27 protein-coding genes are annotated in these 24,347 nt (G+C 67.9%); 6 read left to right on the forward strand and 21 right to left on the reverse strand.

Features of this window, described 5'->3' with window-relative positions:
• The first annotated feature begins 98 nt into the window (after positions 1-98).
• On the forward strand, positions 99-269 hold the full coding sequence (locus ACNI3K_RS12400; protein ID WP_419392218.1) for a hypothetical protein: 171 nt from the start codon (positions 99-101) through the stop codon (positions 267-269).
• 140 nt (positions 270-409) lie between these two features.
• Here the strand turns inward: ACNI3K_RS12400 and ACNI3K_RS12405 are convergent, their stop codons facing one another.
• Positions 410-1,066, reverse strand: coding sequence for a TetR/AcrR family transcriptional regulator (locus ACNI3K_RS12405; protein ID WP_419392219.1), 657 nt, complete (start codon positions 1,064-1,066; stop codon positions 410-412).
• Positions 1,067-1,175: 109 nt separating this feature from the next.
• On the opposite strand from ACNI3K_RS12405, the gene ACNI3K_RS12410 reads away from it, so the two are divergent.
• A complete protein-coding gene (locus ACNI3K_RS12410; RefSeq protein ID WP_419392220.1) occupies positions 1,176-2,201 on the forward strand; it encodes an NAD(P)-dependent alcohol dehydrogenase in 1,026 nt (341 codons plus the stop codon).
• 28 nt (positions 2,202-2,229) lie between these two features.
• Positions 2,230-2,973 (forward strand): DUF4386 domain-containing protein, encoded by a 744-nt coding sequence (locus ACNI3K_RS12415; RefSeq protein ID WP_419392221.1) that lies wholly within the window; start codon positions 2,230-2,232, stop codon positions 2,971-2,973.
• A gap of 74 nt (positions 2,974-3,047) precedes the next feature.
• Here ACNI3K_RS12415 and ACNI3K_RS12420 read toward each other — a convergent pair whose 3' ends face one another.
• From ACNI3K_RS12420 to hrcA, 9 genes are all read right to left on the reverse strand, one after another.
• On the reverse strand, positions 3,048-3,530 hold the full coding sequence (locus tag ACNI3K_RS12420) for a GNAT family N-acetyltransferase (protein ID WP_419392222.1): 483 nt from the start codon (positions 3,528-3,530) through the stop codon (positions 3,048-3,050).
• A 7-nt stretch (positions 3,531-3,537) separates the two neighbouring features.
• On the reverse strand, positions 3,538-5,280 hold the full coding sequence (gene leuA, locus ACNI3K_RS12425) for a 2-isopropylmalate synthase (RefSeq protein WP_419392223.1): 1,743 nt from the start codon (positions 5,278-5,280) through the stop codon (positions 3,538-3,540).
• A 280-nt stretch (positions 5,281-5,560) separates the two neighbouring features.
• Positions 5,561-6,469, reverse strand: a complete 909-nt coding sequence (gene era / locus ACNI3K_RS12430) for a GTPase Era (RefSeq protein WP_419392224.1) — start codon at positions 6,467-6,469, stop codon at positions 5,561-5,563.
• A 1-nt stretch (position 6,470) separates the two neighbouring features.
• Positions 6,471-6,923 (reverse strand): rRNA maturation RNase YbeY, encoded by a 453-nt coding sequence (gene ybeY / locus ACNI3K_RS12435; protein WP_419392225.1) that lies wholly within the window; start codon positions 6,921-6,923, stop codon positions 6,471-6,473.
• The gene (locus ACNI3K_RS12440) at positions 6,920-7,981 is read right to left on the reverse strand and encodes a PhoH family protein (RefSeq protein WP_419392226.1); all 1,062 of its coding nucleotides are present in this window, start codon (positions 7,979-7,981) and stop codon (positions 6,920-6,922) included. Before ACNI3K_RS12440 ends, ybeY begins: the two co-directional genes overlap by 4 nt.
• Positions 7,978-8,319, reverse strand: coding sequence for a histidine triad nucleotide-binding protein (locus ACNI3K_RS12445; protein WP_419392227.1), 342 nt, complete (start codon positions 8,317-8,319; stop codon positions 7,978-7,980). Before ACNI3K_RS12445 ends, ACNI3K_RS12440 begins: the two co-directional genes overlap by 4 nt.
• 4 nt (positions 8,320-8,323) lie before the next feature.
• Positions 8,324-9,115, reverse strand: a complete 792-nt coding sequence (locus ACNI3K_RS12450) for a 16S rRNA (uracil(1498)-N(3))-methyltransferase (protein ID WP_419392228.1) — start codon at positions 9,113-9,115, stop codon at positions 8,324-8,326.
• A 7-nt stretch (positions 9,116-9,122) separates the two neighbouring features.
• Entirely contained in the window at positions 9,123-10,259 is a 1,137-nt protein-coding gene (gene dnaJ / locus ACNI3K_RS12455; protein ID WP_419392229.1) for a molecular chaperone DnaJ, read from the reverse strand.
• A complete protein-coding gene (hrcA, locus tag ACNI3K_RS12460; RefSeq protein ID WP_419392230.1) occupies positions 10,256-11,272 on the reverse strand; it encodes a heat-inducible transcriptional repressor HrcA in 1,017 nt (338 codons plus the stop codon). Before hrcA ends, dnaJ begins: the two co-directional genes overlap by 4 nt.
• A gap of 90 nt (positions 11,273-11,362) precedes the next feature.
• Here hrcA and ACNI3K_RS12465 point away from each other — a divergent pair, with 90 nt between their 5' ends.
• The 3 genes from ACNI3K_RS12465 to ACNI3K_RS12475 all read left to right on the forward strand — a co-directional run bounded on the left by ACNI3K_RS12465 (position 11,363) and on the right by ACNI3K_RS12475 (position 12,672).
• A complete protein-coding gene (locus ACNI3K_RS12465) occupies positions 11,363-11,728 on the forward strand; it encodes a magnetosome magnetite crystal formation protein family (protein ID WP_419392231.1) in 366 nt (121 codons plus the stop codon).
• Positions 11,725-12,150 carry a DUF4870 domain-containing protein gene (locus ACNI3K_RS12470; RefSeq protein WP_419392232.1) on the forward strand — a complete coding sequence of 142 codons (426 nt, stop codon included), beginning with the start codon at positions 11,725-11,727 and terminating at the stop codon, positions 12,148-12,150. The genes ACNI3K_RS12465 and ACNI3K_RS12470 overlap by 4 nt, the downstream gene beginning before the upstream one ends.
• 90 nt (positions 12,151-12,240) lie before the next feature.
• The gene (locus tag ACNI3K_RS12475; RefSeq protein ID WP_419392233.1) at positions 12,241-12,672 is read left to right on the forward strand and encodes a DUF4870 domain-containing protein; all 432 of its coding nucleotides are present in this window, start codon (positions 12,241-12,243) and stop codon (positions 12,670-12,672) included.
• Positions 12,673-12,717: 45 nt separating this feature from the next.
• On the opposite strand, the gene ACNI3K_RS12480 is transcribed toward ACNI3K_RS12475, so the two are convergent.
• The 11 genes from ACNI3K_RS12480 to ACNI3K_RS12530 are packed head-to-tail and all read right to left on the reverse strand — an operon-like array spanning position 12,718 to position 24,310.
• Positions 12,718-13,677: a cytochrome c-type biogenesis protein CcmH gene (locus ACNI3K_RS12480; protein ID WP_419392234.1), complete on the reverse strand. Its 960-nt coding sequence runs from the start codon at positions 13,675-13,677 to the stop codon at positions 12,718-12,720.
• On the reverse strand, positions 13,674-14,162 hold the full coding sequence (locus ACNI3K_RS12485; RefSeq protein WP_419392235.1) for a TlpA family protein disulfide reductase: 489 nt from the start codon (positions 14,160-14,162) through the stop codon (positions 13,674-13,676). Before ACNI3K_RS12485 ends, ACNI3K_RS12480 begins: the two co-directional genes overlap by 4 nt.
• Positions 14,159-16,045 (reverse strand): cytochrome c biogenesis protein CcsA, encoded by a 1,887-nt coding sequence (ccsA, locus tag ACNI3K_RS12490; RefSeq protein WP_419392236.1) that lies wholly within the window; start codon positions 16,043-16,045, stop codon positions 14,159-14,161. Before ccsA (ACNI3K_RS12490) ends, ACNI3K_RS12485 begins: the two co-directional genes overlap by 4 nt.
• Positions 16,042-16,461, reverse strand: coding sequence for a cytochrome c maturation protein CcmE (locus ACNI3K_RS12495; protein ID WP_419392237.1), 420 nt, complete (start codon positions 16,459-16,461; stop codon positions 16,042-16,044). The genes ccsA (ACNI3K_RS12490) and ACNI3K_RS12495 overlap by 4 nt, the downstream gene beginning before the upstream one ends.
• A complete protein-coding gene (gene ccsA, locus ACNI3K_RS12500; RefSeq protein ID WP_419392238.1) occupies positions 16,458-17,198 on the reverse strand; it encodes a cytochrome c biogenesis protein CcsA in 741 nt (246 codons plus the stop codon). Before ccsA (ACNI3K_RS12500) ends, ACNI3K_RS12495 begins: the two co-directional genes overlap by 4 nt.
• 49 nt (positions 17,199-17,247) lie before the next feature.
• Positions 17,248-17,649, reverse strand: a complete 402-nt coding sequence (locus ACNI3K_RS12505) for a hypothetical protein (protein WP_419392239.1) — start codon at positions 17,647-17,649, stop codon at positions 17,248-17,250.
• On the reverse strand, positions 17,650-20,175 hold the full coding sequence (gene ctaD / locus ACNI3K_RS12510) for a cytochrome c oxidase subunit I (RefSeq protein ID WP_419392240.1): 2,526 nt from the start codon (positions 20,173-20,175) through the stop codon (positions 17,650-17,652).
• Positions 20,176-20,179: 4 nt separating this feature from the next.
• Positions 20,180-21,250: a cytochrome c oxidase subunit II gene (gene coxB, locus ACNI3K_RS12515; RefSeq protein WP_419392241.1), complete on the reverse strand. Its 1,071-nt coding sequence runs from the start codon at positions 21,248-21,250 to the stop codon at positions 20,180-20,182.
• Positions 21,247-21,633, reverse strand: a complete 387-nt coding sequence (locus ACNI3K_RS12520; protein ID WP_419392242.1) for a cupredoxin domain-containing protein — start codon at positions 21,631-21,633, stop codon at positions 21,247-21,249. The genes coxB and ACNI3K_RS12520 overlap by 4 nt, the downstream gene beginning before the upstream one ends.
• The gene (locus tag ACNI3K_RS12525) at positions 21,630-23,399 is read right to left on the reverse strand and encodes a GMC family oxidoreductase (protein WP_419392243.1); all 1,770 of its coding nucleotides are present in this window, start codon (positions 23,397-23,399) and stop codon (positions 21,630-21,632) included. Before ACNI3K_RS12525 ends, ACNI3K_RS12520 begins: the two co-directional genes overlap by 4 nt.
• Positions 23,396-24,310, reverse strand: coding sequence for a gluconate 2-dehydrogenase subunit 3 family protein (locus tag ACNI3K_RS12530; RefSeq protein ID WP_419392244.1), 915 nt, complete (start codon positions 24,308-24,310; stop codon positions 23,396-23,398). Before ACNI3K_RS12530 ends, ACNI3K_RS12525 begins: the two co-directional genes overlap by 4 nt.
• Between the last annotated feature and the right edge of the window lie 37 nt (positions 24,311-24,347).

A 24,347-nucleotide genomic window follows, 5' to 3' on the forward strand; every position in this document is an offset into this window, starting at 1 on the left:
CCAAGGTCATCTCGCCCTATTGTCAATCCACTTCCGAAAACCCGAACGATGAGTTGCCCTACTCGCCACCCACATCACCAGAAGGATGGAGAACCACCATGTCGAACACCCCAGCAGAGGCCCAGCACCGCAAGGCCGCGACGCCCTCGATCAAGGAACAGCCCCTTTACACGGTTCCCGTCGTGCTCGCGATCTTGATGTTGAGCTCCGGAGGCTTCGTCCTTCTCTTGGCGCAAGCCATCAAGATCTTCTCTTCGATCGGTTACTGAGACGCCGGGGAGGACGCTTCGCGTCGATAACTGCCCGCGGATGCAACCCCGAGACGGCGACCCTTTGTCCCCACCACCCTGACGCCCCGGCGGCCCCTGAGCTCGCCGGGGCGTTTTGTGTACCACCCGCGGCGCCGGCGCTAGTCCTGAGCGCGCTCTAGACCGTCCAAGAGCAGGTCGAGGCCGTACTCGAACGAAGCTCCGAACGAATAGTCCGGACGCATCACATGCTCGGTCGCCAGGCGGACGAGGTTGGGGTACTTGGCTGGATCAAACGCCGCGGAAATCTGCTCGGCGAGCTCAGCGCTGGCCTCGCCTCCCTGCACCGCAAGATTGGCCTCCTCCATTGCGAACCCATAGATGAAGCTGTCGAGGATGGCGTACGCGTGGGCCATCAGTGGCAGCGCCATGCCCCCTCGGCTCAGTGCCGCCAACACGGCCTCGTGGTGCGCGAGCGACTCTGGCCCCGGTGCAGTCCCTGACTCCAGCAAGGGAACCGCCCACGGATGACGCCTCAACACGTCGCGAGCCGAGACACACCGGTTCCAAATGGCGTCACGCCACGGCAGGTCCGGGTCCGGGCGCTTCATCTCGGCAAACACCGCCTCGACCATCGCAGCAAGCAATGCGTCCTTGCCATCCACGTAGTGGTACATCGACATGGGCTTGGTTCCGAGCGAATCAGCGAGCGCGCGGATCGTGAGCGAATCGATCCCGTCGCTGTCCGCGAGCGCCATGGCCGCATCGATCACCTTCTCCCGCGAGAGTCCCGCACGGCGTTGTCCCTGTTCAGACACCGATTCCTCCACTACGTTGACGAAAGCGCTTGACGGACGTACTAAGTACGAATAGTCTCAACTCATCAGTTCGTACTTAGTACCAACCTACACCCGGAGGATAGGTCCCATGACCACTGACCAGGCATCCGCACCGCACCCCCACACACTTGATCAAGTGACCATGCGTGCGGCGGTCCAACGTCGCTATGCCGGTCCGGAGCACATCTCGCTTGCGACAGTGCCTCGTCCAAGCGTCCGACCCGACCAGGTGTTGATCGAGGTTCACGCCGCGGGCGTCGAGCGAGGTGCTTGGCATCTCGCGACCGGTCAACCGCTCGTCATGCGCGCACTGGGCTTCGGCCTGAGACGCCCCCGCCAGCCCATCGTCGGGACCGAGGTTGCCGGCATCGTCGTTGAAATCGGCGAAGCCGTGACCCGCTTTGCCGTGGGCGACGCGATCATGGGCGCGGCCGACGGCGCCTACGCCGAATGGGCCGTCGCGAAAGAATCCGCCGTCACGTTGAAGCCTGCCGATATCTCGTTTGACGAAGCGTCTGCCGTCGGAGTTTCCGGCCTCGCCGCGCTCGTCGCAATCGAGCGCGCACACCTCCGCCCCGAGCAGCGAGTGCTCGTGCTCGGCGCCTCCGGCGGCGTCGGCAGCTTCGCCACTCAACTCGCCGCGGCCGCCGGAGCCCACGTCACCGGCGTCTCGAGCGCGGCCAAAGCGGAGTTTGTCGCGAACCTCGGGGCGGATGCCGTCATCGACTACCGAACGACCGAGGTCACCGCCGCACGGCACTCCTTCGACGTCATCATCGACGCGGGCGGACTGACGCCACTGTGGCGCCTGCGCCGCATCCTCGCGCCCGAGGGGACTCTCGTGATTGTCGGCGGCGAGGGCGGTGGTCGCATCACCGGTGGCGCGGGACGACAACTCCGTGCAGTGTTCGCGTCGCTCGTCACCCGCCGAACCCTCACTTCCATTCTGTCAACGACCAACGCCGATGGTCTGCAGCGGTTGTGTGCTCACATCACTGCGGGTGACGTTCGCGCCGCGGTCACCACGTCGTATCCGCTTGAGCGCGCTTCAGAGGCGCTCGTCGACCTTGGCGCAGGCCGCATCGCAGGCAAGGCCATCATCACGGTTCGCTGATCCCCCACCACACCCCGATTGGACCCCGATGATCTCTTCCGTCTCCCTCTCCCCCTCCAAGGCCGCTCGCTGGGCAGGCGTCGGCTACCTCGTGCTCTTCGTATTGGCGATCGCCGCAAACTTCGGCGTACGAAGCCAACTAGTGGTCGACGACGACCCCGCCACCACCATGGCGAACATCGCCACCAATGAGACGACGTTCAGACTCGGGCTCGCCGCCTTCGTGGCGATCGCAATGATCGACCTCCTCATCGCTTGGGCACTCCACGTCACGTTGCGACGCACCGGTGAACATCGCTCGCTGCTGGCCGCATGGCTCCGCTTCGGATACAGCGTCATCCTTGGCGCATCCCTGACGTTCACGGCACTCGCACTCGAGATCGCCACGGCGGGCGATCGACAGGCGGGACTCACCCTCGCCCAGCGCGAGTCGTTCACCATGCTCGCGCTACACGGTTTCGAGATTGGCTGGCTCATCGCGTTGGTGGCATTCGGGCTACACCTGATCGTGCTCGCGCGGATCTTGTTCGCGTCGAGAATTGCGCCACGCGCACTCAGTGTCGCCCTGGGGGCAGCGGGCGCGGCCTACATCGTCGACACGTTCGCGCACGCGGCGCTCCCCGATTACTCGGCCATCGCATCCATAATGCTCGTGGTGGTCGCCGTGCCATCCATGGTTGCGGAGCTGTGGTTCGCCGGTTGGCTGCTCGCGCGGGCCCCACGTGCCGTCGCTACGGTTCCCGACCGAGAGCTTGCCGCTGCTGTGGTCTGACCCGTCACTCATGCGGGAGCCCCCGTCGCACACCGGTCACGGCGCCTGCGGCGGGGCCTCCGGCAGTTGCAGGCTCAGCGGTCGTCGAGCAGACGCCCCATGCTCATCGCAGGATCCTCGCTCCACCCGAGCGATTCGTAGAACGCGCGCACCTCGCGATTGGTCTCGCGCACCTGCAGGTTAACCTTAATGCAGCCCAGGTCGCGCAATACGTCGACCGCGTGCTCGACGAGCCCGCTTGCCACGCCCCGACGCCGATGCGCGGAAGACACCGCGAGGTGGCACAGCCATCCGCGCACTCCGTCGTAGCCGGCCATCAGCGCGCCAATCGCCTCGCCACCTGTGCCCGCACTATCCGCCGCGCCGCCCGCGGACCCGACCCCCGCATCGGCCGCCGGCACGCACGCGACCCAGAACAGGTCCGGGTCGCGTGCGAGCTTGCGCGCGATCATGCCGTGCGGCTCGTTGCGCGCGGGATCCTCCGGGAAGGCCTCTGTCCACAACGCAGCGACGGCGTCGGTGTCTGCTGCGACAAAGCGCCGCACCGTGTGCTTCACGAAAGCGCTAGCGCTGCGCGCGGTTGACCGCCGAGATAATCGCCTCGAGCGTCGCGGTCGTGATTGACGGGTCCACGCCCACGCCCCACAGGATGTCGTCGCCGATCTGGCACTCGACGTAGGCGGCGGCCTGAGCGTCGCCCCCGCCGGTCATCGCGTGCTCGTGATAGTCGAGCACCTCGACCTTGACCCCGCGAGTGCCGAGCGCCGCGACGAAGGCATCGACCGGGCCGTTCCCGGAGCCCTCGATGGTCACGGCCTGGTCGCCGTCCCGGATGTCCGCCGAGATCGTGTCCGCGCCCTCCTCGGATGACGTGGTGCGCGTGCCGTGCAGTGCGAACCTGCCCCACCTGCGCGCCTCCTCGGTGACGGGCAGGTACTCGTCCTGGAAGATGCGCCAGATGTCCTCGGCCGTCTGCTCCGCGCCGGTGGAATCGGCGGCCACCTGCACCACGCGTGAGAAGTCGATCTGCAGGCGCCGCGGCAGGTCGAGATTGCGCTCGGTCTTGAGCAGGTACGCCACGCCGCCCTTGCCAGACTGCGAGTTGACGCGGATGACAGCCTCATAGGTCTGACCCACGTCTCGCGGGTCGATCGGCAGGTATGGCACGGCCCACGCGAGGTCATCGACCCCCACACCCTGGGCGGCCGCCTTCGCCTCCATCGCCTCGAGGCCCTTCTTGATCGCGTCCTGGTGCGAGCCAGAGAAGGCCGTGAACACCAGGTCGCCGCCCCATGGGTGGCGCGGGTGCACGTCGATCTGGTTGCAGTACTCGACCGTGCGGCGGATCTGGTCGATGTCGGAGAAGTCGATCTGCGGGTCGATGCCCTGGCTGAACAGGTTCATGCCCAACGTCACCAGGTCCACGTTGCCCGTGCGCTCGCCGTTGCCGAACAGGCAGCCCTCGATCCGGTCGGCCCCGGCCATGTAGCCGAGCTCGGCTGCCGCGATGGCGGTGCCCCGGTCGTTGTGCGGGTGCAGGCTCAGCACCACCGAGTCGCGGTAGTCGAGGTGGCGGTTCATCCACTCGATCGAGTCCGCGTACACGTTGGGGGTGGCCATCTCGACGGTCGCCGGCAGGTTGATGATGACCTTGCGGTCCGGGGTCGGCTTCCACACGTCGAGAACGGCGTTGCACACCTTGACGGCATACTCGAGCTCGGTGCCCGTGTAGGACTCGGGGCTGTACTCGTAGAAGACCTGGGTGTCCGGGATGGTCTCCTCGAACTTCTGGCACAGCATCGCGCCATGAGTCGCGATATCCAGGATCTGGTCCTCATCCGCGCGGAACACGACCTCGCGTTGCACGATGGACGTCGAGTTGTACAGGTGCACGATCGCGTTGCGCGCGCCCTCGAGCGACTGATACGTGCGCTCGATCAGGTGCTCGCGCGCCTGGGTCAGCACCTGAATGGTGACGTCCTCGGGGATCTTGTCGCCCTCGATCAGCGCGCGCACGAAGTCGAAGTCGGTCTGGCTCGCCGAGGGGAAGCCCACCTCGATCTCCTTGTAGCCCATCCGCACCAGCAGGTCGAACATGCGCATCTTGCGCTCGATGTTCATGGGCTCGATGAGCGCCTGGTTGCCGTCGCGCAGGTCGACGGCGCACCAACGGGGTGCCTTGTCGATGCGGCGGTCGGGCCAGGTGCGGTCCGGCAGATCGACCGTGATCTGCTCATGGAACGGGCGGTACTTCTGAATCGGCATGGTCGACGGGCGCTGGGCTCCGCCGGTGTAATGGTCGCTCATGATTTGTCCTTCGTCGGGGTCTGTGGCTTTGGTGTCAGCCGGCGCGACAGCCTCCGCGACGAGGGGCCGGCCTGGTGTCAGGCCTCGTCGCGGCGACGAAGAAGAAGCGAGCGTGCACGCATGGTTTCACCATAGCGGACGGCCGATGCGCGGGTCACGCCCGCTCTCAACCAGACTCCCAATGGTCGCTGTGACCCGTGTGACGCATGTGGCCGTTGCGCAGTCTCTGCGCGTCTCACAGGCCCCCTGCGTCACATCGGCCATTGGGAATGGAAGGCGGTCAGAAGCCCATGCGGCCCAGCTGCTTGGGGTCGCGCTGCCATTCCTTGGCGACCTTGACGTGCAGGTCCAGGTACACGCGCCGGCCCAGCAGTCGCTCGATGCCGGTGCGTGCCGTGGCGCCGACGTCGCGCAGGCGCTCGCCCTTGTGGCCGATGATGATGCCCTTCTGAGAGTCGCGCTCGACGAACAGCTGGGCACGAATCTCGAGCACGTCCTTCGAGGCCTCCGGGGAGTCGGGCTCCACCATCTCCTCGATCATCACCGCTATCGAGTGCGGCAGCTCGTCGTGGACGCCTTCAAGAGCGGCTTCGCGGATCAGCTCCGCAACGCGCACGTCCTCGGGCTCGTCCGTGATCTCGCCGTCGATGTAGAGAGGCGGCCCCTTGGGCAGGTACTTGACGAGCAGGTCCGCGAGCACGTCGACCTGGATGTTCTCCACCGAGCTCACCGGGATCACCTCGGCCCAATCCGCAAGCTCGGACACGGCCATCAGGTGCTCGGCGACACGGTGCTTGGGGACAGCATCGACCTTGGTCACGATCGCGATCACGGGGGCACGGGCCTCAGTGAGCTCGCGCGCGATCCACTTGTCGCCCGGGCCGATCTTCTCGTCCGCAGGCAGACAGAAGCCGATGACATCGACCTCGTTGAACGTCTCGCGCACCACGTCGTTGAGGCGCTCCCCAAGCAGCGTGCGCGGCCGGTGAAGTCCGGGCGTGTCCACCAGGATCAGTTGCGCGTCCTCGCGCGTCAGCACGCCCCGGATGGCGCGGCGGGTGGTCTGCGGGCGCGAGGACATGATCGCGACCTTTTCCCCCACCAGGGCGTTGGTGAGAGTGGACTTGCCCACGTTGGGGCGGCCCACGAAGCACGCGAAGCCGCTGCGGTGTGCGGTGACCTCGCCCATGTCAGGCCCGTCCCGCGAGGAAGGTCAGCAGGAGACGGCGCTGGAGCGCGAACATCTCCTTCTCCTCCTCTGGCTCGGCGTGGTCGTAGCCCAACAGGTGCAGGATTCCGTGTGTGGTGAGCAGGAGCATCTCCTCTTCGGGGGTGTGGCCGGCAGTCGCGGCCTGTCGAGCGGCGACCGTGGGGCACACGACGATGTCGCCCAGCAGGCCAGGTGGCGTGGGGGCGTCTGCCGTGCCGGGACGCAGCTCGTCCATGGGAAAGCTGAGCACGTCTGTGGGGCCGGGCTCGTCCATCCACTGCAGGTGCAACTGCTCCATCGCGGCCTCATCGACGAACAGGATGGCGAGCTCCGCACCATCTGCGACGTGCATCTCGCCCAGCACGTACGCTCCGAGTTCCGCGAACTCGACCTCGTCGACGTCCACGTCGGTCTCGTTGTTGACGTCGATCACGCGGGCCCCCCTTGGCGGCCGAACCGGCGGTGCTGACCGCCGCCGCGCGGAGCGGTGCGCTCGTCCATCTTGGCGTAGGCAGTGATGATGTCGCTCACGAGCCGGTGACGCACCACATCGTCGGCATTCAGCTCGCAGAACGCGATGTCGTCGATACCGTCGAGGATCTCTCGCGATGCGCGCAGCCCGGACTGAGTCCCACCAGGCAGGTCGACCTGAGTGACATCTCCGGTCACGACCATGGTCGACCCGAAGCCGAGCCGGGTGAGGAACATCTTCATCTGCTCGCGCGTAGTGTTCTGCGCCTCGTCGAGGATCACGAACGCGTCGTTGAGAGTGCGACCGCGCATGTAGGCCAGCGGGGCGACCTCGATCGAGCCCGCCTCCATGAGGCGCGGGATCGACTCGGGGTCCACCATGTCGTGCAGCGCGTCATACAGCGGACGCAGGTACGGGTCGATCTTCTCGCTGAGCCCGCCCGGCAGGAAGCCCAACCGCTCCCCCGCCTCCACGGCGGGGCGAGTGAGCACGATCCGGTTGACCTTTTTCGACTGCAGCGCGGCGACCGCCTGAGCCATCGCCAGGTACGTCTTGCCCGTACCCGCCGGGCCGATGCCGAAGGTGACCGTGTGGTTCTCGATCGCGTGGACGTACTCGGACTGGCCGTGAGTCTTGGGACGGATGGTGCGGCCCCTGCTCGACAGGATCGACCGCGACAGCACCTCGACCGGGCGGCTCGCGACGACCGTGCCCGTCTCGCCCGCCCCGGCGGCGGCTGCTGCCACACCGCGGGCGGCGCTCAGCATGCGCACGGACTCGCGGGCGACCTCGGGAGTCAGCGGAACGCCGGCCGCCCTCACGGAACGCAGCTCCTCGATGGCGGTGGCCGCCGCCGCGATCTGCGCGTCATCACCCGTCAGGGTGATCTCGTTCCCGCGGACGTGCACGTCGACGTCCTCGAAGCCCCGCTCGATCTCCTTCATGACGCCGTCGCCGCTGCCCATCAGGGCGGTCATCTCTGTGGAGTCATCGATGATCAGCACCCGGCTCGGGCTCATGCGGGGTTCCATTCGAGCTCGCCGCCGCCGATCACGTGGCCGTGCACGTGGAAGACACTCTGGCCGGCGCGCGAACCCGTGTTGAAGATGAGCCGGAACTGGCCGCCGCACTCGGCATCGGCAACGCGCTGGGCGACCTGCGCCATCTCCGCGAGCTCATCGGGGACCTCGCGGGCGGCCTGTGCCACATTGGCCACGTGAGTGCGCGGCACCACCAGCACGTGCACCGGAGCCTTCGGCGCGATATCGCGGAAGGCGACCACGCGGTCGGTCTCAAGCACCATGTCGCCGGGCACGTCGCCGGCGATGATCTTGCAGAAGAGGCAGTCGTCGCTCATACGGCTAGCGTATGCCCCCGTCGGCCTCGTCGTCAGCCGCGTCTGTGGTCGACCAGGAGCCCCGCAGCACCGCGAGCGCGGCGATCGCCGCCGGGCCAGCGGTGGAGGCCCTCAACACGTGCGGTCCCAACAGGGTGGCCTCGGCGCCCGCTGCCGTGATCGCCGCCAGTTCCGTGTCCGCGATGCCGCCCTCGGGCCCCACGATCAGCCACACCGGCTGAGGGGCGCTCGACCACGCCAGCGAGGTCAGACGCGTCGCGGCGACCTCGTGCAGCACCAGGACCCGCTCTCCGCGCTCGACGGCCTCGCGCACCATGCGGACCAGCTCGGTGGTGGTGGCCAGGGGGTCGACGGTCGCCACCAGGGCGCGGCGGGACTGCTTGGTGGCGGTGAGCACCAGTGACTGCCACTTGGCGCGTGCCTTGTCCGCCTTGTCACCCCGCCACTGAACGATGCTGCGCGAAGCCGCCCACGGCACGATCCGGGTCGCGCCCAGTTCGACGGCGGACTCGACCGCCTGTTCGTCCCGCCCGCCCTTCGCGAGCGCCTGGACCAGCACCACCTCGGGATCGTCGTCACGCGATACCGCCTCCACGCGGACGAGCATCCGCTCGGGCGCGGCCTCGACGATCTCACCGGTGGCGCGGCTGCCGTCGCCATCGATGACGTCGACCCTCTCGCCGACGGCCCTGCGCTGCACCGTGACCGCGTGGCGCGCCTCGCCGCCGGTGACGGCGATGACCGAACCGGCCCGTGCATCGGCCGCACTGTCGCTGACGAAGACCGGAGCGCTCACGGAGCTGTCAGCGCACCTTGAAGGCGTCGCGCAGCCTCGAGAACACCCCACCGCCGATGGGGGCGAGGGTCGCCTCGGGCATCTCCTCGCCGCGCAGCACGGCGAGTTGGCGCATCAACTCGCGCTGCTCGTCGTCCAACTCGGAAGGAGTCTGAATGTCCAGGTGCACGAACAGATCACCCCTGCTGCCGCGCTGGAGCCGGCCCACGCCGAGTCCGCGCAGCCGCACGGTGGATCCCGCATGGGTGCCCGGCCGCACGTCGATCTGCTGCTCCCCGTCGAAGGTGTCGACGCCCATGGTCGCGCCCAGCGCCGCCGCCGTCATGGGCACCTCGACCGTGCAGTGCAGGTCGTCCCCCCGGCGCTCGAACGTGGGGTGCTGCTGCTCGCGGATCTCGATGTAGAGGTCGCCCTTGGGTCCGCCACCCGTTCCCGCGTCGCCACGGTTCGGAAGCCGGATGCGGGTGCCCGTCTCGACGCCTGCCGGGATGTCCACGGAGATCGTGTGGCGCGAGTGCGTGCGGCCCTGACCCGAGCAGTCGGCGCAGGGCTGGCGGATGATCGTTCCGTAGCCGCCGCAGCCGGGGCAGGGCGACGTGGTCATCACGGGGCCCAGCAGCGACCGTGCCGTGCGCTGGATCATGCCAGCACCGTTGCACTGCCGGCACGTCTCGGGGGATGTACCGGGTGCACAGCAGCTGCCGCGACACGTCTCGCACGTGTCGGCGAGGTCCACCTGCACCTCGCGCTTCACGCCGAACACGGCCTCCTCGAGAGACACCGTGGTCTGCACGAGCGTGTCGCCGCCGCGCTGGGTGCGCGACGCCGGGCCGCGTTGCTGCGCCGAGCCGAACGGGCTGCCGGAGCCGCCGAAGAACTGCTCGAAGATGTCCTCGAAACCGTATCCCTGAGCGCCGCCCTGCCCGCCTGAGGCCGAGCGGGGGTCGACGCCGCGGTCGTACTGGGCGCGCTTGTCCGCGTTGCCGAGCACCTCGTACGCGGCAGCCACGTTCTTGAAGTGGTCGCCGCCGTCTGGCCCCGCGACATCCGGGTGGTGCTCGCGGGCGAGCTTGCGGTAGGCCTTCTTGATATCTGCCTCGGAGGCGTCTCGTGAGACGCCCAGGGTGGCGTAGTAGTCCTTCACTCGTTCTCCACGACTCTCGATAGGTAACGGGCGACGGCGCGCACTGCGACCATCGTCCCCGGATAATCCATGCGGGTGGGGCCAAGTGCGCCCAGCAGAGACGTCGCGTCTCCGCCGGGTCCATAGCCCGCGGCCACGATCGATGTCCGCGCCAGCGCCTCGTTCTTTGTCTCAGCGCCGATGCGCACTGCGATGTCTCGACCGTCAGCGGCCATCTCGTGCAACAGTCGGAGCAGCACCACTTGTTCCTCAAGCGCGTCCAGCACCGAGCCGATCGCGTCGGACTCGAAGTCGGCTCCGGCGCGAGCAAGGTTCGCCGCACCCGCAAACACCACTCGTTCCACCGTACCGCCACGCGCGGCGGTCACGACCGCATCGGCCACCGCCCTCGCCCAGCCGACCTGTTCCGGGCGGTCGACCCACGCATCGAGAGAGCCCTGGAGGGCCGCCGGCGTGTGGCCCACGGAGGCCTCGTTGAGCTCCCGGGCGACGCGCTCGAACTCCTCATCCGAGGTCACACCTCCCAGGGAGACGGCGGACTGTTCGACACGCGCGTCGGCCGACACGACGACCACGAGGGCGCGCTCGGTGCCGATCCGCACCAGCTCGACGCGGCGCACGGCGGACTCGCGCAGGCTCGGGTACTGCACCACGGCGACCTGACGGGTGAGCTGGCTCAGCAGCCGGACCGAACGCTCGACCACATCGTTGAGGTCGACGGCATCCGACAGAAAGGTCTGAATCGCGCGCTTGTGGGGGTCCTGCAACGCCGATGACGCGAGGTGGTCGACGAAGGAGCGGTATCCGGCGTCGGTGGGGATGCGCCCGGCGCTCGTGTGCGGCTGGGCGATGAGCCCCTCCTCCTCGAGCGCCGCCATGTCGTTGCGGATCGTCGCCGGTGACACCCCGAGCACGTGGGACTCTGCCAGCGCACGCGACCCCACGGGCACCGACGTCGAGACGTAGTCCTCCACGATCGCGTGAAGGATCGCGCGCCTGCGTTCCTCGCTCACCCCACACCTCCCCTACGGACTCGACATACTGGCACTCGGCTGGATCGAGTGCTAATTCTAACGCGCGCTCTTGGCCGGGAGCGTGGCCACATGAGCGACCGGTCCGCAGACAACCTTCCACCGGGTCGAGACGTCGCTCTGGCGAGCGTCGCGCACCTCGGTGCCATGGCCGGGCCACTCGTGCCCGGCATCGTCTATCTCATGCGCCGCCGGCGCGAACCGTGGTCCGCACGCGAGGCAGCGACTGCGACAAACTTCGGATTCCTGGTACTTGCGGGTTTCCTGGTCGCCACTCTTGTGAGAGAACTCGTGCCTTTGCTGGCGTTTCTCGGTACATTGGCCCAGTTGGTGGTCCTCATCGTTGCGGTCGCGCTCAGCTTTCAGGCCTTCCGCTCCGTGCGACGAGGACTGCCAGCGACGTACCCCTACGAGATAAAAGTGGTGAGACACGCATGACTGACAGCACGACTCCCCCACCCCCAGAGCAGCCCTACAACAACGGACAGCCCACTGGCGGGCAGCCCGCCAGCAGCCCGCCGATGTCTGACAGCGAGGGCCGCACCTACGCCACCATCGCGCACGCAGGCGTCGCCGCGAGTGCGTTTCTAGGCATCACGCTCCTGGCGCCTCTCGTGATCTGGCTGATCGCGAAGGAGCGCAGCGCATTCGTCGACAAGGAGGCGAAGGAAGCGCTCAACTTCTCGATCCTGCTCGTGATCCTGTACTTCGTCGGCGGCATCCTCGCCTTCGTTCTGATCGGCTTCCTGGTGCTGGCCGCAGCCTGGATCTGCTCGATCATCTTCGGCGTCATGGGCGCCATCGCCGCCAACAAGGGCCAGAACTACCGCTACCCGGTGAACCTGCGACTGGTGAAGTAGCCCTCAGGGTTCCACCCCGACGCAGCTCAGGGCCCGTCATCCGCCCATTGGCCGATGACGGGCCCGTGGCGTCTCTGTCACGCTTGAGGCATGAGCGAGAACACCCCTCCCGAACCCTCTCCCCAGCCCGACTACGCACAGTCAGCCGTCACGCCGATGCTCGAGTCCGAGGCCCGCACGTGGTCGATGCTCGTCCACATCATCGCGGTGGCCGCCCTGATCCTCAGCGGCGGAACCCTCGGATTCGTGGCGCCGCTGGTGCTGTGGCTGATCTACCGCGAGCGCAGCGCGCTGGTGGACTTCCACGGCAAGCAGAACCTCAACCTCCAGCTCACGCTGCTCGTGACCGGGATCGCCGCCGTGATCCTCGGCACGCTCCTCTTCGTGGTCGGCCTCGCAGTGACCCTGCCGCTGTGGTTCGCGTACTGCGTCTACGCACTCGTCATCTCGATCATCGCGGGGATCAAGGCCAACTCGGGCGAGTACTACCCAATCACATTCACCATCCGATTCCTGCGCTGATCGAGCCGGGTGCGGCACCCGTGCATGCGCACACGCTCTGACGGTTCAGGCAGGAGCGTCCCGCTCAAGGAGCTCCCTCACCCCCTCCGCCGCAGCATCGTCAGGTCCGAGGCGCAGGAACCGCTCGAGCAGTTCGGTGCCCTCCGCGTCACCGACCCGCCACAGCATGATCCCCCGCAGAAGCAATGTGGGAGCGTGCTCGGGCTGAACGTCGAGCACGCTGTCGAGCGCCGCTCCAGCGGCCTCGATCTCGCCCTCCTGCAGCAGCAGCGTGGCGCGCAGATGGCCTACCTCGGGATCAGTGGGGCGCAGACGGTGCGCGGCATCAACGTGCACAGCAGCGCGATCATGCTCCCCCTCGCTGACCAGCGCAGTCGCAAGCGCCACCCGGAGATCGGCATCGGCAGGGGCGTTCGTCACCGCAACAGCGAGCGCCTCCGCCGGCCCGATGCCGGGGGCACCGAGGCCAGCAGTGGCGGCGGTCTGTGGTTCGCCACGACCAGCGGTCACCGCTACGACGAGCACGGTGGCCGCGACCGCGACTGTGACCGCGCCCACCGCCGCGGACAGCGATAGCCGCGAGCGGTCAGCCGGTCGCGACGCCTTGCGTGCCCGTATGAAGGCCATCGCCCCGACAGCCGCCACCACAACGACGGGCGCAACCCACATCACGACACCTGGCCCATTGACCGGCGGTGCGAGCAGGACTTCAGGTCCGTACGCCTCAGCGAAGAACGCGCGCACCTCTCCGGGAGACTCCCCCGCTGCCAGTCGCCGCTCCGCCTCGTCCCGCATGGCGACAGACAGGGGTGCTGTGGAGTCGGCGATGGATTCGCCGATGCAGGTAGGACACCGAATGCTGGTCGTCACGTCCCGCACCGCGGCATCTGCCGTCGCGGGTGCAGGTGCCAACCACGCATAGGCGAGTGCGGCGGCGATTACTCCGAGCGTCACCAGCAAGGCCATGCGCGAACCGGAGTCGATGCCGCGTCGAGAGGCCGTCACGACGCGACCTCCGGCGCGACCACGTCGTCGATCCAGGCGTCGTCGACCGGACCGACCTTCCGCGCCGCCACGTCGCCACTCCGGTCGATCAGGAACGTTTGAGGAAGGCCGCGCACGCCCCACGAAACTGCAATAGCACCTTCGGGATCCGCCACACTAGGGAAGGCAACCTGCTCCTGTTCGACGAACTGCGCGGCGGCATCGGGATGGTCCCTAAAGTTCACTCCGACCACCGCGAACCCTTGGTCATCCCACCGCTGAAGCGCGCGATGAAGCACGGGCACCTCGTCGCGGCAGGGAGCGCACCACGAGGCCCACACCGTCACCACGACAACGTCTCCGCGCAGCCCAGCAAGTTCGATCTGCTCGCCCCGCAAGCCCTCCCCCTCCAGCGGGGGTGCCGGCTGAGGCCCCGATGTCGCCGCGCAGGCACCGAGAGCGGTCGCCACGGCCACCGCCCAGCACCATCGCGCCGCCCTCGTCATGCGCTCGACCGGACAGCAGCTGGCGAGGCGGACGGCAACTCGTGGCGGGGCCGCCCGGGAGCGCCAGCCACGATCACGCCGGCCATCATCAGCACGACGGAGGCCCACAGCCACGGCATCATCGGGTTGACGGCCACCCGCAGCGTGGCGCGCTGTGCGGAATGATCGACTCCCAGGACCGTCACGTACACGTCCGCCCACAACTGCGCGTCGATGGCTGGCCCCGCGAGCACGGCGTCGTGCTCGTGGTACCAGCGCAGTTCGGGCTGCACCTCCTGCACCGGCGCGTTCCCTCGCGCGATGAGCACGCGCGCCATCTCGACTGTGCGGCGCTCCTCGACGGTCTCGTCGACAGCCACCAGGACGGCCGTCACGCCGCCGGCCTCCATGGCCTCACCGACCCCGACCGTCCTCTCAGACACCTGCACCATCCCGCTCCAGACCAGCGCTACGGCCCCGATCGCGACGCCGACATGCGAGAGCGTCGACCCCATGGCCGCGCGGGAGGCGAGCCGGCGCTGAAGTCCGCGCACGACCGCACTCGCGACGACGAATGCGGCCAGCGCACCGGCGGACGTCAAGGCAAGGTCGCGGGTGACGACGGCAAGTACCGCTGCCGCGACCGCTAGTACCGCCATAGCGACCGTCAGCCCGCCTCGCTCGCCCGAACGCAGCCACGGCCCTGCCGCCATCGCCGCTAACAGCACGAGACCGATGGGCGACAGCACCGTCTCGAACCACGGGGGCCCTACGGACACCCGAGCGTTCGAGACCGCTTCGACGACCGCTGGCAGCAGCGATCCTGCAAGCACGATCAGAAGGACCGCGACCACACCCCAACGGTGGACCACCAGCGGCACGTCCTCGATGCCGCGCTCGGGAACCGGAGATGGCCACGACGCTCTCACAGCGACGAAGATCGCGGCAGCACAGGCAGTCGCGGCCAGTCCTGCCAGGAGCGGCCCGAGGGGAGACACGCTGAACGTATGCACGCTGGCGACCACACCGGACCGGGTCAGGAAGGTCGCGATCACAACCAGCGGGTAGCCGGCGAGCGCGAGCGTGGTCGCCCATTGCAGCGCGTTCGCGCGCCGCGTGGTGCGTCCCGCGCTGTGCAGCAGCACCGTCGCCGCCAACCATGGCAGCAGTGACGCGTTTTCGACGGGGTCCCATGCCCAATAGCCACCCCAGCCGAGGACCGCATACGACCACCATGCGCCCAACGCGATCCCGGCGGTGAGCGGAATCCACGCCAAGAGCGTCCAGCGATGGAGGGAGCGCCACCAGGCAGTGCCCCAGCTCCCCGTCGATGCCGCACCCACAGCAAGCGCGAAGGGGGCGCCCAGCAGGGCGAAGCCGGCATACAACAGCGGGGGGTGAACGCCCATGGCCGGGTGGTCCTGAAGGAGGGGGCTCGGTCTTGCACCGACTTCGTCGCCCATACCCGCGAAGGGCTGCGCCACGACAGCCACCACCGCGAACGCGACGACGATGCACTGCAGGACGGCTGCGGCCACGTGCCGCGAGCGGTGAGAGCCGGGCTGCGCCGTCACCGCTGCGAACCACACCGCGACCCCGCTCGAGACCACCAGCCACAGGAGCAGCGAGCCCTCCGTGCCTGCCCACAGCGCTGTCACGCGGTAGTACAGCGGCATGCCTGGTTCGACCGCGCGCTGCGCGTATGCCAGGGATGAGGTACCCGTGACGAGAGCAACGATCATCACGCCCGCCGCGGCGAGCGCGGCCGCCCCGCTCGCCCAGCCGAGCAGGCGTGCCATCCGCGCGGGGTCGCCTGTCCTCCGAGCAGCCGCCCACCAGGCTCCGGCGGATGTGCCTGACAAGACCATCACTGCGATCAGCAGTGCCGTTCCCGCGAGCGTCATCGCGGGCTCGAGACCTCGGGGGCCCGGTACTCGTTCGAGTGCCGGAGCAGCACCTCGGTGGCCGCCAGCGTCCCTCCCCCGCTCCACACGCCCTCAGCCACCGCACCTTCGCCCTCCTGGACAACGCCGGGCAAGGGACCGGCGTAGGTGACCGCGAGCTCGTTCTTGCCGTCGGTGAGGACGAACCGCGACTCTGCGTCGTCCCGAACGATCGTTCCCGGGAGCACGTAGCCTCCCACCCGGAGCACCGCCCCGTCGCGGGGACCCTCGATCACCTCGGTCGGCGTGCGGTAGTACACGAGCCCATCGGCGCTCGCCGTCACTACAAGCACAACCAGAGCCACGCCGGCAGCGATGAGTGCCGCGAGCGGCCATCGCCGTCCTCCAACCGCCCCCTTGGGCGACCCGAGAGTCATGTCACCTCCCACTCGTCGGCAGTCGTGCGGCGGGTCGGGGAGCTCTGGGAGGCCGTCTCCGATGCTCCGGCACGGGACGCCAGCTCCCTCCGGGAGAGGGCGACGATCACCTGCCCGGTGACCAGTGTCGCCGTGAGCACCGCGGCACCCAGGGGGACCGCCATGGCGGCGTCGATGGGCGGCGCGCCCTGACCGTTCAACACCGTGGCGGATTGGTGGAGAGTGCGCCACCACACCACAGACATGTGCACGACGGGCACCGAGACGAACCCGAGCACACCCACCCACGCAGCCGCCGTTCGCGAGCGCCGTCCGTGTGCCGCGGCTCGGGCGGCCAGATAGATGACATAGATGAGACCCATGGCCACGGTGCTGGTGGTGCGGCCGTCCCACACCCAGGCTGTTCCCCACGCGAGCGCGCCCCACACCATCCCCGAGGCGAGCGTAAGCGCAGTGAGCACGAGGCCCACCTGGCCTGCCGCGCGTGCGACGGCCGCCGCACGTGCGCTCCTCGTGCGCAGAAACACGATGCTCGCCACCAGCACGGCCGCGAAGCACAGGTATGCGGACCACGCCGCTGGCACGTGCACGTACATCAGGCGCTGAGCCTCGCCCTGGACGGCGTCGGGCGGCGCTGCGAATGCGAGAACCGCAGCGAGGATGCCGACAGCGACAGTGGCGGCGCGCAGCGCGGGACTTCCGAGGCCGCCGCCGCTCATGTGTCTTTCACGGCTCATCTGTCCTCCTGCATCGGCCGGGCGGCGGTGCACTTGTCCTGACAGCGGTTCATGAGCAGCCCCCGAGAGCGATGCCGGTCAGCGCAATGAAGACGATGCCCCCGCCGAACACCACAGCCGAGGCGAGGGTGCTGATGCCGAGGAAACCGATCGCCGGGTGCTGATCACGCCGCCTACGGCCGATCCGAAAGGCGACGAATCCCGCGAGGATCGTCAGGACCAGCAGCGCTGCGTTGAGGATCAGCACCGCGGTCAAGACACCCGATGAGGGCGCTGTCGCGCCCGCGCTGCGCGCTGCGGTGCAGGCGAAGTCATCGATGGCGTATGAGCCCGCGAGCGACGCCAGCCAGGCCGCAGGCGGAACCAGCGCTAGCGCGACCAGCGCGACGCCTGTGCCTCGTGACATGACCGTTCCGCCAAGCACGTGCTTGGTCTCGTGCGTCTCACTCATCTAGATCGCCATCCTCGGCATCACGTCGGCCACGACCCACGTCATCGCCCACACCACAAGGACTGTCGCCCACAGGATCGACGCGTTCTGCAGTTGCAGGGCTGGGCGCAGATCGCGCCGATGGTGCAGTCGCGCCCACCCGGCTGCGAGCGTGATTCCCAGCGCGAAGGCAAGCGCGAGACAGGACGCACCGAACATGGTCCACACCGTCGAGTCGTAGGCGTGAGCGGTCTGCTCCAAGCCAGACGTGATCCACATGACCGCCGCCGCGATGGCGGCGACGAGCCCAGCGATGATCACGGCGAGCAGGGCGCCGCGCTGGCGCGCCGCGACCTGCACGTCCTCGGCATCCCAGCGGGCATCGCGGTCGGTGCGCGAGCCCCACCACGCCAGAGCAGCGCACGCGAGCAGGAGCGCTCCCACGCCGGCGAATCCGAGAGGAGCCTGGTAGGTGCTGCCCTCTGGCCATGCCGAGGCGTTCACCTGCAGGTACAGGCCCGAGAACGTCAGCGTGACGGCAGCCACGAGGATCACTACTCCAGCACCAGCGGCGCCCCACAGCCCGATCGACCTCCCGCCCGGCTCCTCGATGCGCAGACCTCCCGGAAGAGGTCGCATGTGATTGTGTCCGTACTCGGCTTCGTTCCTCCACCCCCACCCCGCGAGCCCGCCGATGGTGACAGCAATGCCGACGAAGGCGAGCGGGTACCACTGGCTGAGCAGAGACGCCGCGATGGTGCCGAGACCGAGCGGCGGCACCATCGGCCAGGCAGTGGAACGCGGCAACAGCATCGCCGCGTCCGGCTCCCCCGACAGCACAGTCGTGAGGGGACCCGCACGGAACGCGGCAGGCGCTCCGTCGAATGTCTCGCGCACGGGGCCGGACAATGCAGGATCTTCGCGGGCCGGTGGATCCCAGCCCGGGTGACGGCTGCGGATCACCGGGATGCGCGTGAAGTTCTCCGATGCGGGGGGCGACTGCGCGGTCCACTCCAGGCTGTCGCCCTCCCACGGGTTCTGGGCCTCCTCGTGGACGGGACGCCGCAGGCTCACAGCCAAGCTCACGACGAGCACCACGACGCCCACTCCGACGATCATCGATCCGATGGTCGAGAGCAGGTTGACGGTGTCGACTCCAAGCGTCTCCTCGTACGTGTACACCCGCCGCGGCATTCCCCACAGCCCCGCCAGGTGCATCGGGAAGAACGTCAGGTGGAAGCCCACGAAGATCAGCGCGAAGGCGAGCCTCGCCGGGCCTTCCGAATAGAGCCGGCCCGTGAGCTTGGGCCACCAGTGATACAGGCCCGCAAACAGGGGGAAGAGCATTCCGCCGATGATCACGTAGTGGAAATGAGCGACCACGAAGTACGTGTCGTGGACCTGGGAGTCGAACGAGACGGACGCGACCATCACACCAGTCACCCCACCGGCCACGAAGGTGACGATGAAGCCGATCGACCAGAGCATGGGGGCGGTCAACCGCGGACGGCCGGACCACAGCGTTGCGATCCAGGCGAAGACCTGCACGCCGCTGGCAAGGGTGATTGACATGCTGGCCGCCGTGAAGAACCCCATTGCGGCCGCCGGCAGCCCGGTGGTGTACATGTGGTGCACCCACAGCCCAAGGCTCATCACCGCCGTGACGATCACCGCGACGACCACCAGCGGGTACGCGACTAGCGGATGGCGCGCATGGACGGGTATGACGTGGCTGATGATCGCCGCGCCCGGCAGGAACATCACGTAGACCTCGGGATGCCCGAATATCCAGAACAGGTGCTGCCATAGGAGCGGACTGCCACCCAGTTCCTGTTCGAAGAAGGCGGTGCCCACGGTGCGGTCGAGCTCGAGCAGCACGGACGCGACGATCAGCGGGACGAACGCGATGATGATGAGCAGGCCCACCGACAGCATTGTCCAGGCGAAGATCGGCATGCGATTGAGGCTCATGCCCGGCGCGCGGCAGCGCAGCACGCTCACGACGATTTCGATCGCTGCTCCGACGGCCGCGATCTCGGCAAGGGTCAGTCCGAACAGCCAGAAGTCCATCGAGCGGTCGCTGAACTCCGGTCCCGACAGCGGCACGTACGAGAACCATCCGGTGGTGGGAACCATGTCGAACAGGTAGCTCGAATACAGGATGATCCCGCCGAGCAGGTAGCACCAGTAGTTGAACGCGTTGTACCGCGGGAACGGCATGTCCCTCGCCCCGATCAGGAGCGGCAGGAAGTAGGTTGCGAGCCCCTCGAGGAAGGGGATCGCAAACAGGAACATCATGGTGGTCCCGTGCATGGTGAACAGCTCGTTGTACGTCTCCGCCGAGACGAAGTTGCTCTCCGGCTGAGCGAGCTGCGTGCGCATCAGCATTGCGAGGACGCCGCCGATGAGGAAGAAGATGAACGCCGTGACCATGTAGCGCATGCCCACCGACTTGTGCTGGACCACGCTCGTGAAGGCGAACGGACCCGGCGGCTTCGACCACGTCCGGTCGAACCGGTCGCGGCGTTCGATCTCAGCAGCTGTCACGTCGTCACTCCAGCGACTCGAGGTAGGCAACGATGGCGTCCACTTCGCTTGGATCGTCGAAATCCGTGCCAGGCATCAGCGAACCGGGCTTGATGCTCTGCGGGTCCGTGATCCAGGCGGTCAGGCTCTCCGTGTCGTTGGGCAGGATCCCGGCTGCCAATCCGAGCCGGCTTCCCACGTGGGTAAGGTCGGGGGCCGTCTGGCCCGTGGCCGCGGTGCCCTGCACCGCGTGACAGTAGACGCACGACGAGCTCATGAAGACCTCGCGCCCTCGCTCGACCAGAGCGTCCCCCTCCAGTTCGGAGGTGGGCACCTCGTCCGAGACCTCATCCGAGCCCTCGTCCCGATCCCGCAGCCAGGCGTCGAGCTCCGCCTGCTCGTGCGCCACCACCACGAACCGCATGCGTGCGTGCTGCGCGCCGCAGTACTCGGCGCACTGGCCCCAGTACACGCCCGGCTCGTCCGCCTCGAGCCACAAAGGATTGGAACGACCCGGGATCATGTCGACCTTGCCGCCGAGCTCGGGGACCCACAGGCTGTGGATCACGTCCGCAGACGACAGCTCGATGCGAACCCGCTCGCCGACCGGAATGTGGATCTCGTTAGCGCTCGTCACATCGTGGTCGGGGTACGACACCTCCCACCAGAACTGGTGACCGACCACCTCGGCGATCGGTGCGCCGCCCTCCGCAGAGTGGTCCGTCTCTCGCTGCACCGAGATCGCCATCACGGCGATCACACCGACGATGATGGCGGGAATGAGCGCACCGGCGACCGCGACAGCCGCTACCGGGCGCCCGGTCATCGCCGCTCGCCTGCCGGCTGAGTCCTCCGCAGTCGCATCCGCTTCGCCATGACCGCGCCGCGCCAGCGCCACGAACATCAGCACTACGACGATCGCCCACACGACGGCGCCCACTACCGCCATCCACACCCACAGCTCGTGAACGGCCTGGGACTGTGATCCGGCCGGAGCAAGCGCCGACTGCTCACTGGTATCCGTCGAACAGCCCGCAGCAAGCCCCAGCAGCGCCGCGCACGCGAGGGTCCTCGCCGTGATCGAGGGTACGCTCACGGCGCGATCACCTCCACGGTCGCCACCGACACGGATGACTCAGCGCCCTGATAGACATACGTTCCCGGCACGTCCAACGTCACCGCGAACGTCTCTCCGGGCCGTAGCGGCCCGGAGTTGAAGGCCTGTGCACCTCCGGGCACCGCGGGTATCCCGTCCGCGTCCTCGATCACGGCGATCACATGCGTGTAGGCGCCGTTGTTGCGCCAGCGCACTTCGGTGCCGGCCTGCACTGTGAGCACAGCCGGATCCAGTTGGGGGCTTCGAGCCTCGTCGTCGATGACGTGGACCACGGCGACCGGCGGCGGCGTGCACGAGGTCGCGCCCGCTGCCACCACGAGCAGTGCGAGCAGCGCCCCGCCGATGCGTGCCCGCGCGCTCATTCGAGCAGCCTTCGCGGTGCCTCGAAGTAGCGGTTGCGAATGGCCTCAGCGGTGCGGTAAGCGAGAGCACCGACGGTGCCGGTGGGGTTCGCGCCCGCGTTCTGCGGGAACAGCGCGGCGCCCGTCACGAACACGTTCGGCGTGTCCCAGACCTGGCCGTAGCTGTTGGTGACGCTCTCGCCAGGATCGCGCCCCATTGTCACTCCACCAGTGGCGTGGGTGCTCTGGTACACGTCATACCGGTACGGCGCCAGCTCCTTGTCGACCTGCATCCGGTCGGGCCCCATCTCCCGAATGATCTCCTCGGCCCGGTTCGCCAAGAACCGGTAGTTGTTGCGTTCGTTGTCTCGCCAATCGAAGGTGATGCGCAGCAGCGGCCGCCCCCAGTGATCCGTGAATCGCGGGTCGAGGTCGCAGAAGTTGCCCCGGTACGCGGGGCTCTCCCCTTCGATGCCGACGCCGCCGATGCTGTCCCAATGGGTCGCCAGCGTGCGCTTCCACTCGGAGCCCCACCGGCGCTCGGTGAACGGCCCTGCGATCGTCTGTGCCGTGCCGACGGGCTCGCGTTGACCGGCGCTCGGGTACATGCGTCCGCCGCCGATGAAGTTCAGGCCGCTGTGATCGAAGTTGTCGCCGTTGTAATCGAAGATCTGCGGGATCGTGCACCCGTTGCCCATGTAGAAGTTGAAGCGCTGCCCCTCCCAGAGACCCGTGGCCGGTTGTTGGAGGAGCTGATACGTGTAGTTCGTACCCACCATGCCGCGGTCGTTGCCCACCCCGTCCGGATGGGCATCACTACGCGACAGCAGCAGGTTGCGGATGTTCTCCAGCGTGTATGCGGAGGCGATGACGACGTCGGCCGGCTGAAAGTGCTCCTCGCCGTCCTCGTTGATGTAGCGCAGTCCGGTGGCCATGCCGTCGCTGTCGGTCTCGATCCCGAGCACCACCGAGCGGGTCCGCACCTCGTATCGCCCAGTGTCGAGCGCGACGGGCAGCCAGGTCGTGAGCGGCGACGACTTGGCTCCCACCTCGCACCCGTAGCGGGTGCAGAACCCGCAGTACAGGCACCCGGCGCGGGTGTTGCCGAACGGGTCGGTCCAACCCCGGGACAGGATGCCCGCGGGGGTGGGGAACGGGTGCAGGTCCAGCTTCTCTGTCGCCCCCCAGAACTTCTCGCCGAACGAACTTTGGGCGAGCGGGGGGTTGGGGTACGGGCGCTGCCGCGGCCCCTCGAAAGGGTTGCCGCCCGGCAGAATTCGGCCGCCGAGGTTGCCGGCCTGCCCGGACACGCCGATGTCCCATTCGAGGGCGTCGTAGTACTGCTCCATGTCCTCGTAGGACACGGGCCAGTCACGCACGGTCATCTCCTCGGGGATGCGATCCGCGCCGTAGCGATCCTCGTGATGGGTGCGGTACCGAAAGTCGGTGGGCATGAACCGCCACGTCAGCGCGGTCCAATGCACCATCGAGCCCCCCACGCCGGACCCGGGGTTGAACGAGCCGTACTGCCTCATCGGCAGCGCCGCGCTGTTCGAGTCGGGCCGCCAGGTCCAGGACACCCGCGACAGGTCCTGCATGAGCGCATACCGATTGCTGTGCTTCAGGCTGTCGTGGTTGTGCTGGAAGTCCGGGTAGGTCCACCGAGCGTCACCCTGCTCGAGCGACACCATCCGCATCGAGGTGCCTGGCAGCGTGAACGCCGCGATGATCGACGCGGTCATGCCCCCGCCGATGGAGACGATGTCCACCTTGTCGTGGGTGATCATCCCCTCACCACCCCTTGGCGGGGCTGCTCGAGCGCATCCCCTGCCGGGCTGTCGCGCTCATCCGGGTTCATAGGCGGCAGCCCGTCGAGCGACTGAGGCTGGCGCCTGACCCCTGGTGCGCGCATCTCGTCTGGGGACCATGCGCGCCGGGCGCCCGGGTAGCCGATCAGCAGCCATCCCGCGTAGTCCCGGTTTCCCCCGTAGGCGGGATCGGCGAACATGCCCTCGATGGAGTCCGTGCGCACGCGCGAGAAGAAGCCACCCGCGCTGACGTCCCCGAAGGCGGCCTCGATGCTACGCAGAGTGGATCCCGTGGGCCCCTCGGGTCCGTCCGGCTCGGCGCTGAGATCCAAGTCGTCCAGAAGCGTCAGGACCTCGTCCTGCCGCTGCGCGGATAGCTCGGCGAACGGGCCTCCGTGCAGATCCTCCACCAACCGGTCGATGCCGAGCAGGCCTTCGCGATACACCTGCCGGGGGAACACGTCGGACTGGAACCCATAGCGGTACAGCTGATCGGCCTCCACGGCCACGGTCTCCCCATCGTCGGACGAAGGCCCCTCGCCAGCCTCGCGCGCAAAAGGCCCACGAATGTAGGTGGGCTCAGCAAAGAACTCGTGCTCCGCGAGCTTGTGGTCGATGTAGTACAGGACCCCTGCCTCGCGAGCCCCCGGGGACGCCTCGTCGCCGGGAATCAGCCTCGCGATGATCGCGTCGACAGTGGTCGCCTCGGCATCGGTGAAGAACTGCAGAGTGTCATCGCCCGGGGCTCGATCTGCGGGGCCCACATGTTCGTCCTCTTCCCCCGGGACGGAGGCCACGAGGTAGATCCCGCCCGCCGCGAGGGCCCCTCCAAGGAAGCCGCGGCGGGTGATGCGCCTCGGCTCGGTACCTTCTGATTCAGGCTGCGACATGGAATCTCCGGGTGTCGTGCAGTGACATTCTGAGCCA

This window comes from Demequina ureilytica, assembly GCF_048553575.1.
GTDB lineage: Bacteria > Actinomycetota > Actinomycetes > Actinomycetales > Demequinaceae > Demequina.